The sequence below is a fragment of the Tenacibaculum sp. MAR_2009_124 genome (genome assembly GCF_900105455.1).
Lineage (GTDB): Bacteria > Bacteroidota > Bacteroidia > Flavobacteriales > Flavobacteriaceae > Polaribacter.
In genome coordinates, this window is record NZ_FNSF01000001.1 from 890,534 (window position 1) to 906,208 (window position 15,675).

The 15,675-nt window shown below is 31.2% G+C and carries 17 protein-coding genes; 8 read left to right on the top strand and 9 right to left on the bottom strand.

Annotated elements, in window-relative coordinates:
- Positions 1-93: 93 nt before the first annotated feature.
- The 7 genes from rfbD to ruvX all read right to left on the bottom strand — a co-directional run bounded on the left by rfbD (position 94) and on the right by ruvX (position 5,098).
- Positions 94-954: a dTDP-4-dehydrorhamnose reductase gene (gene rfbD / locus BLW23_RS03065; protein ID WP_093667763.1), complete on the bottom strand. Its 861-nt coding sequence runs from the start codon at positions 952-954 to the stop codon at positions 94-96.
- 1 nt (position 955) lies between these two features.
- Positions 956-1,510: a dTDP-4-dehydrorhamnose 3,5-epimerase gene (gene rfbC / locus BLW23_RS03070; protein ID WP_093667764.1), complete on the bottom strand. Its 555-nt coding sequence runs from the start codon at positions 1,508-1,510 to the stop codon at positions 956-958.
- A 5-nt stretch (positions 1,511-1,515) separates the two neighbouring features.
- Positions 1,516-2,388, bottom strand: a complete 873-nt coding sequence (gene rfbA / locus BLW23_RS03075; protein WP_093667765.1) for a glucose-1-phosphate thymidylyltransferase RfbA — start codon at positions 2,386-2,388, stop codon at positions 1,516-1,518.
- A gap of 391 nt (positions 2,389-2,779) precedes the next feature.
- A complete protein-coding gene (gene mazG / locus BLW23_RS03080) occupies positions 2,780-3,559 on the bottom strand; it encodes a nucleoside triphosphate pyrophosphohydrolase (RefSeq protein ID WP_093667766.1) in 780 nt (259 codons plus the stop codon).
- A 37-nt stretch (positions 3,560-3,596) separates the two neighbouring features.
- Positions 3,597-4,022: a DUF5606 family protein gene (locus BLW23_RS03085; RefSeq protein ID WP_093667767.1), complete on the bottom strand. Its 426-nt coding sequence runs from the start codon at positions 4,020-4,022 to the stop codon at positions 3,597-3,599.
- 26 nt (positions 4,023-4,048) lie between these two features.
- Entirely contained in the window at positions 4,049-4,633 is a 585-nt protein-coding gene (gene def / locus BLW23_RS03090; RefSeq protein ID WP_093667768.1) for a peptide deformylase, read from the bottom strand.
- A 54-nt stretch (positions 4,634-4,687) separates the two neighbouring features.
- Positions 4,688-5,098 carry a Holliday junction resolvase RuvX gene (gene ruvX, locus BLW23_RS03095; RefSeq protein ID WP_093667769.1) on the bottom strand — a complete coding sequence of 137 codons (411 nt, stop codon included), beginning with the start codon at positions 5,096-5,098 and terminating at the stop codon, positions 4,688-4,690.
- A gap of 121 nt (positions 5,099-5,219) precedes the next feature.
- On the opposite strand from ruvX, the gene BLW23_RS03100 reads away from it, so the two are divergent.
- From BLW23_RS03100 to BLW23_RS03115, 4 genes are all read left to right on the top strand, one after another.
- Entirely contained in the window at positions 5,220-6,035 is an 816-nt protein-coding gene (locus BLW23_RS03100; protein WP_093667770.1) for a 2,3,4,5-tetrahydropyridine-2,6-dicarboxylate N-succinyltransferase, read from the top strand.
- Positions 6,036-6,106: 71 nt separating this feature from the next.
- Positions 6,107-6,847, top strand: a complete 741-nt coding sequence (locus BLW23_RS03105; RefSeq protein ID WP_093667771.1) for a glycosyltransferase family 2 protein — start codon at positions 6,107-6,109, stop codon at positions 6,845-6,847.
- Positions 6,848-7,957, top strand: a complete 1,110-nt coding sequence (locus tag BLW23_RS03110) for a glycosyltransferase family 4 protein (RefSeq protein WP_093667772.1) — start codon at positions 6,848-6,850, stop codon at positions 7,955-7,957.
- Between the two features lie 127 nt (positions 7,958-8,084).
- Positions 8,085-9,281 carry an IS256 family transposase gene (locus tag BLW23_RS03115; protein ID WP_093667472.1) on the top strand — a complete coding sequence of 399 codons (1,197 nt, stop codon included), beginning with the start codon at positions 8,085-8,087 and terminating at the stop codon, positions 9,279-9,281.
- Positions 9,282-9,424: 143 nt separating this feature from the next.
- Here BLW23_RS03115 and BLW23_RS03120 read toward each other — a convergent pair whose 3' ends face one another.
- The gene (locus BLW23_RS03120; protein WP_093667773.1) at positions 9,425-10,450 is read right to left on the bottom strand and encodes a WaaS/CpsH family glycosyltransferase; all 1,026 of its coding nucleotides are present in this window, start codon (positions 10,448-10,450) and stop codon (positions 9,425-9,427) included.
- Positions 10,451-10,539: 89 nt separating this feature from the next.
- Here BLW23_RS03120 and BLW23_RS03125 point away from each other — a divergent pair, with 89 nt between their 5' ends.
- Genes BLW23_RS03125 through BLW23_RS03140 form a run of 4 tightly spaced genes read left to right on the top strand, consistent with a single transcriptional unit; the run spans position 10,540 to position 14,290 of the window.
- Positions 10,540-11,628: a glycosyltransferase family 4 protein gene (locus BLW23_RS03125; RefSeq protein ID WP_093667774.1), complete on the top strand. Its 1,089-nt coding sequence runs from the start codon at positions 10,540-10,542 to the stop codon at positions 11,626-11,628.
- Complete coding sequence (locus tag BLW23_RS03130) at positions 11,621-12,619, top strand: hypothetical protein (protein WP_093667775.1); 999 nt, start codon at positions 11,621-11,623, stop codon at positions 12,617-12,619. The genes BLW23_RS03125 and BLW23_RS03130 overlap by 8 nt, the downstream gene beginning before the upstream one ends.
- Positions 12,620-12,632: 13 nt before the next feature.
- Positions 12,633-13,733 carry a UDP-galactopyranose mutase gene (gene glf, locus BLW23_RS03135; protein ID WP_093668438.1) on the top strand — a complete coding sequence of 367 codons (1,101 nt, stop codon included), beginning with the start codon at positions 12,633-12,635 and terminating at the stop codon, positions 13,731-13,733.
- Positions 13,730-14,290: an L-threonylcarbamoyladenylate synthase gene (locus BLW23_RS03140; RefSeq protein WP_093667776.1), complete on the top strand. Its 561-nt coding sequence runs from the start codon at positions 13,730-13,732 to the stop codon at positions 14,288-14,290. The genes glf and BLW23_RS03140 overlap by 4 nt, the downstream gene beginning before the upstream one ends.
- Before the next feature lie 63 nt (positions 14,291-14,353).
- Here the strand turns inward: BLW23_RS03140 and BLW23_RS03145 are convergent, their stop codons facing one another.
- Positions 14,354-15,592, bottom strand: coding sequence for an FG-GAP repeat domain-containing protein (locus BLW23_RS03145; protein ID WP_093667777.1), 1,239 nt, complete (start codon positions 15,590-15,592; stop codon positions 14,354-14,356).
- Positions 15,593-15,675 lie beyond the last annotated feature (83 nt).

Genomic DNA, 15,675 nt, shown 5'->3' on the forward strand with positions numbered 1-15,675 from the left:
TTAATGGTAAAAATGTAACTATATGTGTTTAAAAAAAATTGTTGTCTTAGAGTTTATTTAGTGTATCAATTACTTTAAACATATCAGTTCATATTATTTCTTTGCAATGATTTCTATACATTGCTTTAAAGAGTCTCTCCAATGAGGGATTTCAATTGAAAAATCTCTTTTTATTTTAGACTTATTCAATAAAGAGTAGCTGGGTCTTTGAGCTAAGGTTGGATAGTCTTTCGTTTCAATCGGTATTAGCTTACAGTCAATTTCTCCTAGTTCCATTATACTTTTTGCAAAATCATACCAAGAAGCAACTCCTTCGTTTGAATAATGATAAATCTTTGAGGTTTTCGATAAATTCTTGTCAATCAAACTTAAACATAATTTAGCTAAATCTTTGGCATAAGTAGGTGTGCCTATTTGATCTGATATAACTCGTAAATGCCCTTTTTCAGTTCCCAAGCGAAGCATAGTTTTTACAAAGTTATGCCCATAACTAGAATATACCCAAGAAGTACGTATAATTATACTTTGTATCGTAGCATCGATTACGTATTGTTCTCCGTTTCTTTTTGTACTTCCATATACGCCAAGAGGATTGACTTCGTCTGTTTCTTGATAGGGTAAATGACTTTGTCCATTAAAAACGTAATCCGTGGAAATATGAATTAATTTACCTTCTTTAGGTAGAGCAGATATTAAATTTTTAACCCCTTCAGCATTTACATTTTCAGCTAATTCAGATTCCGATTCTGCTTTATCAACTGCCGTATAAGCTGCACAATTAATGACAACATTAATATTGTTATTTTCAATATATTTGTTAATATTTACTTTGTCAGTAATATTTACTTTACTAGAGTTTTCAAAAAAAAACTGATGGTTTGTTTTGTAGTATTTTGATACTTCTTTTATTTCAGAACCTAATTGTCCTGAAGCTCCTGTAACGAGTATATTCATATTAATAGGTAAAAGGGCTTTCTAAATTTTTAAACATATCTAACTCCTTGTCTTTGTCTGATAACACAAATTTTTCACTTTCAATACCCCAATCAATATTTAAAATTTGATCATTCCAAATAATTCCCGAATCATATTCAGGAGCATACCGATTATCAACTTTATAGGAGAAAATGGCTTCCTCAGAAAGTACTACAAAACCATGAGCAAATCCTCGAGGAATAAACAATTGCTTTTTGTTTTCTTCTGATAACTCTACAGAAACATAGTCACCAAAGGTAGGAGAACCTTTTCGTATGTCCACCGCTACATCTAACACTTTTCCTTGTATGCATCTTACCAGTTTTGCTTGAGCATATGGAGGTTTTTGAAAATGTAAACCTCGGAGCACGCCTTTTGAGGATTTAGACTCGTTATCTTGAACAAAATTTATTTTATGAACATATTCTTCAAACTGCTTTGCATTAAATGATTCAAAAAAATAACCTCTTTCGTCTCCAAATACCTTAGGTTCAATAATGGTAAGGTTTGGGATTTTTGTCGCTATAAAATTCATTTTTATTATTTAACTAAGTTTAATAAATACTGTCCGTATTTGTTCTTTTTTAAAGGTTGAGCTAAACGTTTTATTTGTTCTTTATCAATGTACCCCATAAATAAAGCAATTTCCTCTAAACAAGCTACTTTTAAACCTTGTCGTTTTTCAATTGTTTCAATAAATTGCCCAGCTTCCATTAATGAGTCGTGAGTACCTGTGTCTAACCATGCAAATCCTCTACCCATAAGTTCAACCTTTAAATTTTGTTGTTCTAAATAGGCTTGATTTACTGATGTAATTTCTAATTCTCCTCTATCGGATGGATTGACTTCTTTGGCTATCTTAATTACGCTATTGGGGTAAAAATACAAGCCTACTACAGCATAATCAGATTTAGGATATTGCGGCTTTTCTTCAATAGAAATTACTTTACCAGTTTTATCAAATTCAGCAACGCCATAACGCTCTGGGTCGGCTACATAATAACCAAATACGGTAGCTTTTCCTTCTTTTTCTACATTACTTTTAGCATTAGCTAACATTTCCGTTAAACCATGTCCGTAAAAAATATTATCTCCTAAAATCATACAAACATTATCGTCTCCAATAAACTCTTCTCCAATGATAAAGGCCTGTGCCAAACCATCGGGTGATGGTTGCGCCTTGTAGTGTAAGTGTAAACCTAGCTCTTTACCATCTCCTAGTAATTGCTCGAAATTAGGTAAGTCATGAGGAGTTGAAATAATTAGTATATCACGTATGCCCGATAGCATTAGAACAGACAACGGATAATAAATCATAGGTTTATCATATATGGGTAAAAGTTGTTTTGATACTCCTTTCGTTATTGGATATAATCTTGTCCCTGAACCTCCTGCGAGAATAATACCTTTCATAAAGTTGGTGTATTTTTAGGATGCTAATTTATAAAAAAAATAAGGGGTTGTAAGGAATATGGTGGTTTAGTTTACAGAAAGGTTACTGCCCATAAGTAAATTTTATTGAATCATTTTGATGTTAAGGAGCTTATATTTTAAAAACAATACTCGTTATGATTGTGATCCTAATATTAAACAATTAATTAGCTTCTATTTCGTAATTATTTTGCTGTAGAGTATATCTATAACGAAGATTATTGGTTGATTTTGTTGTTCTCGTTTTCATGTATGTTTTTTGCACTATCCTCAAATTTATTTGGTACAATCAACCAATTTTGGTTGGTTGTATAATATCAATTTACAAGAAAATTATAAAATACTTCATTCTTGTAACTCTAAGAAATATTATCTATTTAAAAAACTTTTTAGATTGTTCCCAGATAACATCCATTTCAGATAATGTCATTTCAGATAAAGGCTTGCCAATTTTCTTAGTTTCTTTTTCTAGATATTGGAAACGGTTGATAAACTTTTTATTGGTTTTTTCAAGAGCATTTTCAGGGTTTACATTAATAAATCGAGCGTAATTTATCATGGAGAATAACACATCACCGAATTCTTTTTCAATTTTTTCTGTGTCGTTATTTTTAATCTCGTCATTAAGTTCGGACAGTTCCTCCTGAACTTTATCCCAAACTTGATGAGGCTCTTCCCAGTCGAATCCAACACCAGAAACTTTTTCTTGTATTCTGCTTGCTTTAACTAAAGCAGGAAGACTTTTAGGGACTCCCTCAAGAACTGATTTTTTGCCTTCTTTTAGTTTAATTTTTTCCCAGTTCTGTTTTACCTCCTCTTCATTAGATACTTCAATATCTCCATAGATATGAGGGTGTCTTTCAATAAGTTTATCACAAATTGAATTGGCGACGTCAGCGATGTCGAAAGCTTTTTGTTCACTTCCTATTTTAGAATAAAAAACGATGTGCAAAAGCACATCGCCTAATTCTTTTTTTATTTCTTCCAAATCATTATCTAAAATGGCATCAGTTAACTCGTAGGTTTCTTCAATTGTTAAATGTCTTAAACTTTGTAAAGTTTGTTTTTTATCCCAAGGACACTTCTCACGAAGTTCATCCATAATATCTAACAAACGATTAAAAGCTGCCAATTGTTCTTTACGAGAATTCATCTGCTTATTTTTTAGTAATAATCTTTAAGTCTCTAATTTATTCTTCTTCTTCAGAACCTACAGGTTCCTCTGCAGCAAGAGTACTGAAATCAAACTTGGCACTTACCAAGATATTGTACCATTGAATTACCTTTTTAACATTAGAAGCATATACTCTTTCTTCGTCGAAACCAGGTAAAATTTCTGAAAAATAAGATAACAATGTTTTATTGCTTTCTTTATGAGAAATCCCTTCTTTTCCGTCTTCTTTATCGGCAATATTCTTAATTACCTGCGCCAAAGGAATCTCCTCTTCATACGTGTAAATAGCAATATTTTCTAATAAACTTACATTGTGAGTAGCTGTAATTGGAAAACGTTTATCATCTACAATTGATTTTACAATAACACCAGTTTTTGTCTGAGATAAAATTTCGAATAAACCAGGTTTTCCAGTTACGGCAATAATTTTACTAAATTCCATATATTATTTAAAAATTTAACGTCGTTTTATTTTTTTCTATTAGGGAAGCGCATTCTGTATCCAGGATCAATTTTCCCATTAGAAATTTTCTCTAATTTTTTCTTTAAAAGTCTTTTCTTTAGAGAAGATAATTTATCTGTAAATAACACTCCTTCAATATGATCATATTCATGTTGAAAAACTCTTGCAGGTAAACCAGTTAAGGTTTCAGTATGAGTTTCGAAGTTTTCATTTTGATATTCGATCGTAATTGATTCTTGTCTGAAAACATCTTCTCTTACTTCGGGAATACTAAGACATCCTTCGTTGAAAGCCCATTCGTCACCTTCTTCTTTAATAATTTTAGCGTTAATAAATACTCTGTTAAAGCTTTCTAACACCTTTTTTTCTTCTTCGGTAACATCATCATCTTCCGCAAACGGAGTGGCATCAATTAAGAATAAACGAATATCTTTTCCTATTTGAGGAGCGGCTAACCCAACCCCTTGAGCATTGTACATTGTTTGTCTCATATCCTCAATTAATTTTTCTAAATTAGGATAATCAGCATCAATCTCTTTTCCAACTTTACGTAATACTGGATCACCGTATGCTACTATGGGTAAAATCATTTATTTTATTTTTAACGTGGGCAAAAATACAAAGAATGGTTCTCTGAAAAAAAACTATTTGCTGTATAAATAAGATTGAAGGATAATCGTGGCACTTATTTCATCAATTAACGCTTTGTTCTGTCGTTGTTTTTTCTTTAAGCCACTATCAATCATTGTTTGAAAAGCCATTTTTGAAGTGAAACGTTCATCGATACGTTTTACAGGTATCATTGGAATCTCTTTAGAAATTTGTTTCAAAAAAGGAGTGATGAGAACTTCACTTTCGCTCGCAGTATTATTCAATCGTTTTGGTTCACCTATTACAAAGAGCTCTACATTTTCCTTTTTAACATATTCCTTTAAAAACAAAATAAGTTCACTTGTATTTATAGTAGCAAGTCCAGAAGCTATAATTTGAAGCTCGTCAGTAACCGCTATTCCTGTTCGTTTTTTTCCATAATCAATGGCAAGAATTCTACCCATGTATTCGTTCTTTTTGAGCAAAAATAGTGAATTTTAACAAGAGCCTGTTTTCTGTTTAAAAAATGTATCTTCGTGTTCAATTCAAGAACACAATTTATATTTGCGAGAAATAAGTTTTAAGATGACAGAATTACAATCTATTATAGAAAAAGCGTGGGATAACCGTGATTTATTAAAAGAAAAAGAAACAATTGATTCGATAAGAAAAGTTGTTGATTTATTAGATAGTGGTGAATTAAGAGTTGCTGAGCCTACTAATGACGGTTGGCAAGTGAATGAATGGGTAAAGAAAGCAGTAGTTTTATATTTCCCAATTCAGAAAATGGAAACTTTAGAAGCTGGAATTTTTGAATATCATGATAAAATTCCTTTAAAGAGAAATTATAAAGAAAAGGGAATTAGAGTGGTTCCTAATGCAGTAGCAAGACATGGTGCATATATATCATCTGGAACTATATTAATGCCTAGTTATGTGAATATTGGAGCATATGTTGATGAAGGGACTATGGTTGATACATGGGCTACTGTTGGTTCATGTGCACAAATAGGAAAGAATGTTCACTTATCTGGAGGTGTTGGAATTGGAGGAGTATTAGAGCCATTACAAGCTGCACCAGTAATTATAGAAGATAACGCTTTTATTGGATCAAGATGTATCGTTGTAGAAGGAGTTAGAGTAGAGAAGGAGGCTGTACTTGGAGCAAATGTAGTGTTGACTGCATCTACAAAAATTATTGACGTTACTGGAGATGAGCCAGTTGAAATGAAAGGTAGAGTTCCTGCAAGGTCTGTTGTAATTCCAGGAAGTTACACAAAGAAGTTTAAGGCTGGAGAATACAATGTTCCATGTGCATTAATTATTGGAAAACGTAAGGAAAGTACAAACAAAAAAACATCATTAAACGATGCACTTCGTGAATATGATGTAGCGGTATAGTTCTTATTAAGAATTAAAAAATATATTTTGATTAACTAAGTTTTTTATTAATCTTTGAGAAAAAATTATAGTTGATAAAATTAACAGTAATCATACCAACATTAAATGAAGAGTCCAACGTTCAAAGAGCGTTGGATTCTGCTTTTTTTGCTGATGAAATTATTGTAATAGATTCTTTTAGTTCTGATACTACAGTTGATATAGTAAGTCAATCGGATGCAATTTTATTTCAACGAAAATTCGATGATTTTTCTTCTCAAAAGAATTATGCTCTTCGTAAAGCATCCAATGAATGGATTTTTTTACTAGATGCAGATGAGGAGATTACTGAAGAGTTAAGAGACAGTATAATTTTTAATTTGAAGAGTAATGCTCTTCATTCTGGCTTTCTTTTAAAGAGAGATACTTTTATGAATGAAAGAAAATTACATTTTGGTGGTTTTCGAAATAATATTGTTCGTCTTTTTAAAAAGGAAGGTTCTTTTTATGAAGGGCTGGTTCATGAACAAATTCAAATAGACGGATCTATCGGAAAGCTGAAGGGTAACTTAAATCATTATACATTTACCAATTTTAAACAATTTAAAAGGAAAATAGACCATTATGCTCAATTAAGAGCGTCAGAACTTTATTCCAAGCAAAAAAAGGTAACTTTGTATCATGAATGGATCAAGCCATTTGCCCGATTTGTAATTCACTATATTATTAAGCTAGGATGTTTAGATGGGAAACGAGGATTCCAGTTTTCCTATTTAATATCGTACGGTGTTTGGAAAAGGTTCCAGTTATTAAAAAAACTAAACAATACATAGATGAAAATAGGATTTGATGCTAAACGTATTTTTCACAATACCACAGGATTGGGAAACTACAGTAGAGATTTAGTACGTATTTTGGATAGATATTGTCCTTCAAATTCTTATTATTTATACAACCCTAAACCTAAAAAGGTAAAAAGGTTGAAGCTGGAGTCGTCAATGACGGAAGTTTTACCAAATACATGGTTTGGGAAGAAGTTATCATCGCTATGGAGACAGAAAGGTGTGATTACTCAAATTAAAAGTGACAATATTGATATATTTCATGGTTTATCTGGTGAAATTCCAAGAAAATTGAGAGAAAATGGAATAAAATCTGTGGTTACAATCCATGATTTAATTTTTATGAGATATCCGGAATGGTACTCATACTTCGATAGAAAAATACATTTTTCCAAGTTTAAATATGCTGCTGAAAATGCAGATTGTGTGATTGCTATCAGTGAACAAACAAAGATGGATATTATAACGTATCTTAAAATTCCTGAATCAAAAATAAAAGTAGTTTATCAAGGTTGTCATAATGCTTTTAAAGTTGAAAGGACGAATGAAGAAAAGGAAAGTTTAAAAAAGAAGCTTAAATTACCAGAACGGTTTTTATTAAATGTAGGTACTATTGAAAAAAGAAAAAATGCCTTAACGATCATAAAAACTTTAAAAAATATTAATGTTCCTTTAGTTATTGTTGGAAGAAAAACAAAGTACTTTCAGGAAATAGAGCAATATATTTCACAGAATAACCTAGAGAAAAAAGTCATTTTTTTAGAAGGTTTGACGATGGAACAATTATCTACTTTATATCAATTGGCGGAAATTTTTATTTATCCGAGTGTTTTTGAAGGATTTGGGATTCCAATCATAGAAGCGTTATTTTCGAAAACTCCAGTAATTACAACCGATAGCGGTGTATTCCCTGAAGCAGGAGGTAAATATTCAAGATATGTTAATCCCACAGATGTTACGGCAATGGAAAATGAAATAAAGTTGTTGTTATCATCAAGTGAATTGAGGGCTGAGATTGCTGGGGAAGGTTTTAAGTACGCTCAGAAGTTTAATGACAAGGATATTGCTACAAGTATGAATAGAATTTATTCTAACATCTGATAGTCTCTTTAGATATTATGATTATTTAAATGTGGCAGTATTTCATAAACTGTGTAAGTTTTAAAATCTCGGGGTTGAATTCAACCCCGAGATTTTTTTATTCATTAACTTTAATTTTTACACATTTATGAAACCAGAAGATTTATTGAACGGCGAATTTCTAAAACAATTTAAAGATGGCTCAGAGTTAACTAGCTTTATAGAACAACTTCACAAACGAGGAGTTGAAAAGATTTTAGAAGGAGAGTTATCAGCTCATTTAGATTACGAGAAACATCAAAAGAGCACTAACTCTAATTCTCGAAATGGCTATTCAAAGAAGAAGTTAAAAACAACTTTAGGAGAAACAGAAATAGAAGTCCCAAGAGACCGTGAAGGATCTTTTAATCCTATGTTGGTAAAGAAAAGAGAAAGTACTACAGATGGTGTTGAAAATCTTATCATCTCTTTGTATGCTAAGGGAATGAGTGCTTCTGATATAGAGGAGCAAATCCGAGAGCTATATGACTTTAACATCTCTACTTCAACGATTTCAAGAATCACAGATAGCATTACTAATGACATTGTAGCATGGAAAAATAGACCTTTAGAAGCTACTTATTTAATCGTTTGGATGGATGGAATTGTTTTCAAGGTTAGAGAGAACTCTAAGGTTATTAACAAAACTATATACATAGCTGTAGGCCTTAGATCCGACGGTAAAAAGGAAGTACTAGGTTTGTGGTTAGGTAAAAATGAATCAGCTGCTTTTTGGATGAGTGTTTTGACTGATATTAAGGCCAGAGGAACGCAAGATATACTGATTACTGCAACCGATAATTTAAACGGATTTACAGATACTATAAAGACAGTGTTTCCTAATTCTACCACACAAATATGTGTAGTACATCAGATTAGAAACTCTTGTAGATACGTGGTTTGGAAAGATAAAAAAGAGTTTACTAAAGATATGAAGCAAATCTATACAGCTCCAACTAAAGAAGCCGCAAAGGCTGCTTTAAAAGATTTTAAAAATAAATGGGAAGCTAAATATTCGTATGCTATTAAAAGTTGGGAAAACAACTGGGATGAACTCACTGTTTTCTTCGATTTTCCAATTGAAATAAGAACTATTATTTACACCACTAATCTTATTGAAAATCTTAATGGGAAAATACGCAAATACACTAAAAACAAACTCTCTTTCCCGACAGATGACGCTGTTATCAAATCGGTATATTTAGCTTTAAGAGAAAGTACTAAAAAGTGGACAATGCCCATTAGAAATTGGGGCATAATTCTAAATCAATTTTTAGCTATATTTGAAAAAAGGATTAGGCTATAAATAACCTAACCCTGATATTTTGAACTTACACACTTTTTAGGATAGTGTCTTAAATGTTTTACTGTTGTAAATGCAAGGCTCAATATATTTCAAAGCCTAGTGTTTACATCTCTAAATCCTCTTAGAATTTGATAAGCTTTATTTTAATGAGGTAAATCTATTGGTGTATGCCCTTCATCTCCGAGTACATATGCCAACCAATTTTTGAAACTATATTTAAATTTTATCTCTTTATCAATAGGAGAGTAAGGGGTTCTAATGAACTCTTCCAGTCCATCTAAATTATAACCATCCCAAATAAAAATATTCTCAGGTTTATAGAAATCATAATTTTTGACAGCTGGGTTATTGGTAATTAATTTTTTGTCATAATACAAAGCTTCAAAAGTTCTAAATGACAATCCTTTATGGGTCTCATTTAAGAAATCTATTACAATTTTCGATTTTTTTAATTGTTCAATATTATTTTCATATGTCATATGTTCATTAATATACTTTAAACCTTTAATTGGATATTTTTCTTTATCTGATTCGAGAGTATAAAATACATTGACATCTAGTTTTAAATTTAATTTTAAACCAAATTCAATAAAATTCTGAATTTTATTCATCCTTTTATGAATGAACGACCCGATAAAAAAAACATCATTTTCACAAGCCTCCTGAGGAATAACTTCTTTGTCATAATCGCAATAAAAATTAGTTAAAGGAAGAAGTTTACGTTTTTTATATTCCAAATCTATTTTATCAAAAACAAAAAATCGATCAAATAAGTGAATGCAACTGTAAATTGCTGGAAACCTATGTAAACCATCCCATTGATAAGCTATGAAATTATCTGATTGCTTTTTAAGCATTTTTAGAATATCTAAAGGGTAAATATCAGGCCTTATTAAAAGCGTATAGTCTACCATACCATCAATAGCCTCAATTTTTTGTTCTATTTCCCCTCTATATTGCTCAAATTTTAATTTGTTTTTGTAGGTCTTATCCTGTAATAAGGTTTTACGAAAAAAATTATTTAACCGCTGTCCAAAATTCTTGTATCTAAATCTGTGGTCTTCATAACAGATAGAAATGACATCATAGCCATGAAATTCCATATTCTTTTTTATGGCTTCAAACATGCTAAAACTCTTTGGCAACCCTAAAACTATTCTTTTTTTCATACTCCTATCTTTAATGAGGGGGCAAAAATATGAATTAAATGATTTATCAACAACATTAAAATTATTTACATTTGTTGCAAAATGTAAATATGCTACTTGATACAACTATTTTAATTGACTTAGAACGCATGCGTTATCCGAATTCAGGATTATCTAGCGTCTGTGAGTCACTGCTACAAGGGTTACTTGAGCTTGATTTCGGGGATAGTGTTTCCTATTATGGGAATAACGATACTTTGGATAGAATAAAAGCTAAAAGAACTGAAAAATGGAGGTCATGGCATAAATTATATAACACTGCATTATCGAAATATGATTATGTTCATATCATGCATCAATCGAGTACGTATTTTCCTTCTTGTAAAAAAAATAAAATAGTAACACTGCATGATTTAAATTTCTTACATGAAAACCTCTCAGAGAAAAAAAAATCTAAAGCCATATCTACAATAAATAAAAACTTAAAGAATGCAAAAGTATTAGTTTGTATTTCAGAATTTACGAAGCAGGATTTTCTAAAAAATCAAAGACTTTTTGAGTTTGATCCTAGCATGAAGATTATTGTGATTCATAATGGTTTAATTTTTAATTCTAGGGTTAAAAAAGAGCTTTCAAGTAAATTTCAAAATTTAATCGAGAAGGAATATATTTTAAATATTGGTGTACTTCACCCTAAAAAAAATCAATTAAGTCTACTTTGTATTTTAACAGAAAACCCAAATTTGAACTTAGTACTTGTTTGTAGCAGTAAAAAATCCGAGTATGAGGCATTATTTTTTAAAGAAGCCAAACGATTAAATTTGCTAAATAGAATATTTCTTTTTGAGAATGTAACAGAAAACCAAAAAAAATATTTAATACAGCATTGTACGGCAATGGTTCATCCTTCTAAAGCAGAAGGGTTTGGTATTCCTCCGATAGAAGCGATGTATTATGGTAAACCTGTTTTTGTGAGTAATAGAACTAGTTTACCTGAAATAGTAGGGGATGAAGGATACTACTGGAATTCGTTTGACCATGAACATATGAACGAACAATTTCGTTATGGAATTAAAGATTATTCGAACTCACCAGATAAACAAATAAGATTAAAAGAATGGGCAAGTAAGTACACCCATTTGGCGATGGCCGAAAAATATATCGAATTGTATTTAAAACTTAAGAAAAACAATGATTGAAATTTCAAAATCTACTAAAATTTATGCTTTTTGTCCAGCAGCTTTTGCTTCTGGGGGGCCAGAATTGCTGCATCAATTGGTATATAAATTAAAACAAAAAGGCTATGATGCTAATATGTATTATTGGTTTTCTAAGTATCAGAACGTAAATATTGATCCAGTTCATGAAAATTATAAACATTATAACTTATCTCATGTAACTGAATTAAAGGATAAAAAAGACCAGGTAATTATATTTCCTGAAATAGAAACCGGAAAAATTTATAAATTCCCAAAGTCAACAAAGGCAATATGGTGGTTAAGTGTGGACTTTTTCTTTATCTCTTGGGATACAAAAACGAAATTTAAAGATAAATTAAAAAAGAAGCTAGGTATCATTAAAAGGTATAAGTTTGAGAAAATGCCACGATTGTATCATTTGGCTCAATCATATTATGCACTTGATTTTTTATCTAAAAAAGGAATTGATAATAATGTTGGATATTTATCTGATTATTTAAACAAAACTTTTTTAGAAAATATTCCTAAAGAGTTATCAGTTTCAAACAGAAAGGATCAAGTTTTATATAACCCTAAGAAAGGTTTAGAAAAGGTAAACCTTTTGAAGGAAAATGCTCCAGAAATTAATTGGATTCCCATTGAGAATATGTCTTTTGAGGAAATACTTAGGTTACAACAAAATAGTAAAGTATATATAGATTTTGGTTTTCATCCAGGTAAGGATAGAATACCAAGAGAAGCAGCAATTAATGGCTGTTGCGTAATAACGGGAAAAGAAGGAGCTGCAAAATTTTATGAAGACATCCCTATTAAAGATGAATACAAGATTGGGTTTAATGAAGAGAATGTTACAGAGATTATAGAGAAAATAAAGGACTGCTTTGAAAATTACGAGACGAACACGAAAGATTTTGTAGCCTATAAACAAATGATTTTGGACGAAGAAAGCAAGTTTGAAGAAGATATTGACTGTATTTTCGTTAAAAATTAAAATAACTGAAAGGATGTATGATTATTTAATTGTTGGTTCTGGACTCTATGGTTCAGTTTTTGCTCATGAAGCGACCAAAAGAAACAAGAAATGTTTAGTTATTGATAAACGAAGTCATTTTGGCGGCAATGTTTATTGTGAAAATTTAAGTGGAATAAATGTTCACAAATACGGAGCCCATATTTTTCATACCAATGATAAAGAAATTTGGAATTATGTTAATCAATTTGCTGAATTTAATAACTATATCAACTCGCCTGTAAGCCTTTCTAATGGTAAATTATATAATTTACCGTTTAATATGAATACTTTTTATCAATTATGGGGGGTAACCACACCTCAAGAGGTAAAAGAAATTATAAACAAACAAATTAAAGAGTTTGGCGTAGATAAACCTAAGAACTTAGAAGAACAAGCTTTGTCTTTAGTAGGAAAAGATGTATATGAGGTCTTAATCAAAGAATATACGGAAAAACAATGGGGACGTAAAGCGACCGAATTACCCTCTTTTATTATTAAAAGATTACCTGTTAGGTATACTTATAATAATAATTATTTTAACGATAAATACCAAGGAATTCCTATTGGAGGATATAATAAAATAATTGAAGGATTACTTGAAGGAGTAGAAGTAAAGCTAGGAGTTGATTTTTTTGAGAACAAAGAAGATTTGGAAAAACTAGCTAGTAAAGTTGTTTTTACAGGAAAAATTGATGAATATTTTGATTATAATCTTGGAGAGTTAGAATATAGATCATTGAGGTTTGAACATATGCCGTTAGAGGTTGATAATTTTCAGGGGAATGCTGTAGTAAATTATAATAACGCTGAGTTCGATTTCACAAGAATTATTGAGCATAAGCATTTTGAATTCGGAACTCAAAAAAACACAATAATTACAAGAGAATATCCTGAAAAGTGGGATAAAAGAAAAGAAGCATATTATCCGATTAATGACAGCAAGAATAGTAAATTATATGGAGAATATAAAAAGTTAGCTGAGCAAAAAAACAATGTGATATTCGGAGGTCGTTTAGCGGAATATCGTTATTATGATATGCATCAAGTAATAGGTGCAGCTTTAGCTAAAACGAAAAAGGAATTTAGTCAATGATTCAATATGAAATCAAGAAGGCATTGACCTTTTTAAATAAAGGCAGAGTTATTTTGTACCCCACAGATACAGTTTGGGGACTAGGTTGCGACGCTACAAATAGTGAGGCCGTACAAAAGGTTTATAAGCTAAAAAAACGTAAAGAATCTAAGAGTTTGATTATTTTGGTTGATTCTGTTGAGATGCTGGCAAAGTATTTACAAAGTGTTCCTAAGGAAGCGTTGGAATATTTAAACAATACAATAAAACCAACAACTATTATTTATTCTGACCCGATTAACTTAGCTCAAAACACTATTGCTAGCGATAATACAATAGCTATTAGAATTGTTCAAAATGAGTTTTGCCAGAATTTAATTAGAGAATTTGGAAAGCCTATAGTTTCTACTTCTGCAAATGTAAGTGGAGAACCTACTCCAAAATCTTTTTCGGAAATTAGTAATGCTATTATTAATGATGTTGATTACGTGGTCGATTTATATAAAGATATTATAGCAAAAAAGTCATCTACAATTATAAAAATTCGTAATGGAAATATGACGATTATTCGCGAATAGAATATAAGATACCCGACAAGATTATAGGTCCTGTCGGGTAAGAATCAATAGAATCTAATTTGTTTAGTATTCTGAAAGTTTAACTAAAACTTGCGAATCTCCGAAACCAACAATATCCGCCTTTCCATCGCCATCTACATCAGCAACAGTTCTGACATGTTTGTCGTTTCTCCATCCACTATTGTAAGAATAATCAGAAGAAAGAACAGTATAAGGTTGGAAGTAACTTCCGTTAGATAAAGATACTCTTATTTCGTTTTCTCCGAAGCCAACAATATCATCTTTCCCATCCCCGTTTACATCAGTGACAATTCTAACATGTTTGTCCACTCTCCATCCACTGTTATTGTATGCAAAATGAGTGCTCCATACACGATATGAACCAAAACTGCTTCCGTTTGATAATGCAACTCTTACTTCATTTTCTCCAAATCCAATAATATCTGCTTTACCATCTCCATTTACATCGGCAACTGTTCTTGCATGTCTTTCAACTCTCCAGCCCGAATTATTATAAGCGAAATGTTGATTCCAAACGGTATAAGGACCGAAGCTATTACCATTTGAAAGAGAAACCCTAACTTCGTTTTCTCCAAAACCTATAATATCAGCCTTCCCATCACCATTCACATCAGCGAGCTTTCTTACATGTTTTTCAACTCTCCAGTTAGAGTTGGTATAAGTAAAATCATGCGTCCAAACAGTATAAGGAGCGAAACTACTTCCGTTAGATAGAGCTACTCTTACTTCGTTTTCTCCAAAACCAACAATATCGGCTTTCCCATCTCCGTTTACATCGGCAACAGATCTAACATGTTTATTTGTCATCCATCCATCATGGCTATTATTGAAATGTTTATTCCATGATTTAGTTTGCTCAAAGTTACTTCCGTTAGATAAGGAAACCCAAACATCATGTTCTCCAAAGCCGATAATATCAGCTTTTCCATCACCATTTACATCTCTCAACTCTCTTGGATGCCCTTTATAAAAGGTTTGAGTTTCGAATATGTCTTCACACTCAAAAACTCTAAATTCATAAGGAGGAGCACCTCTAGTAACCCATTTACAATCTTCACCTACTTTTATTTTTTCTGTAACTTTATATTTCACTCGCCAACCTTGGGCGTAGGTAAAATCACTTAAACTAGAGAAACCGTGAATTCCTCTTCCTAAATGACTCTTCCCTTCTGAATTTGTGGTTTCTGTGTGAGTATTTTGATTAGTTAAAAGTTCCTCTTCGGTAGAGCAAGAGAAACACGAAATTAATATACTTAAAACAGGTATAAATGTTTTTTTCATAGTTAAATTAAATATCCTTTTATTAGATATGATTTAATAGTTTAAAATTTTATTGATTTCAGGTCTTAGGATGCTATCGTAAA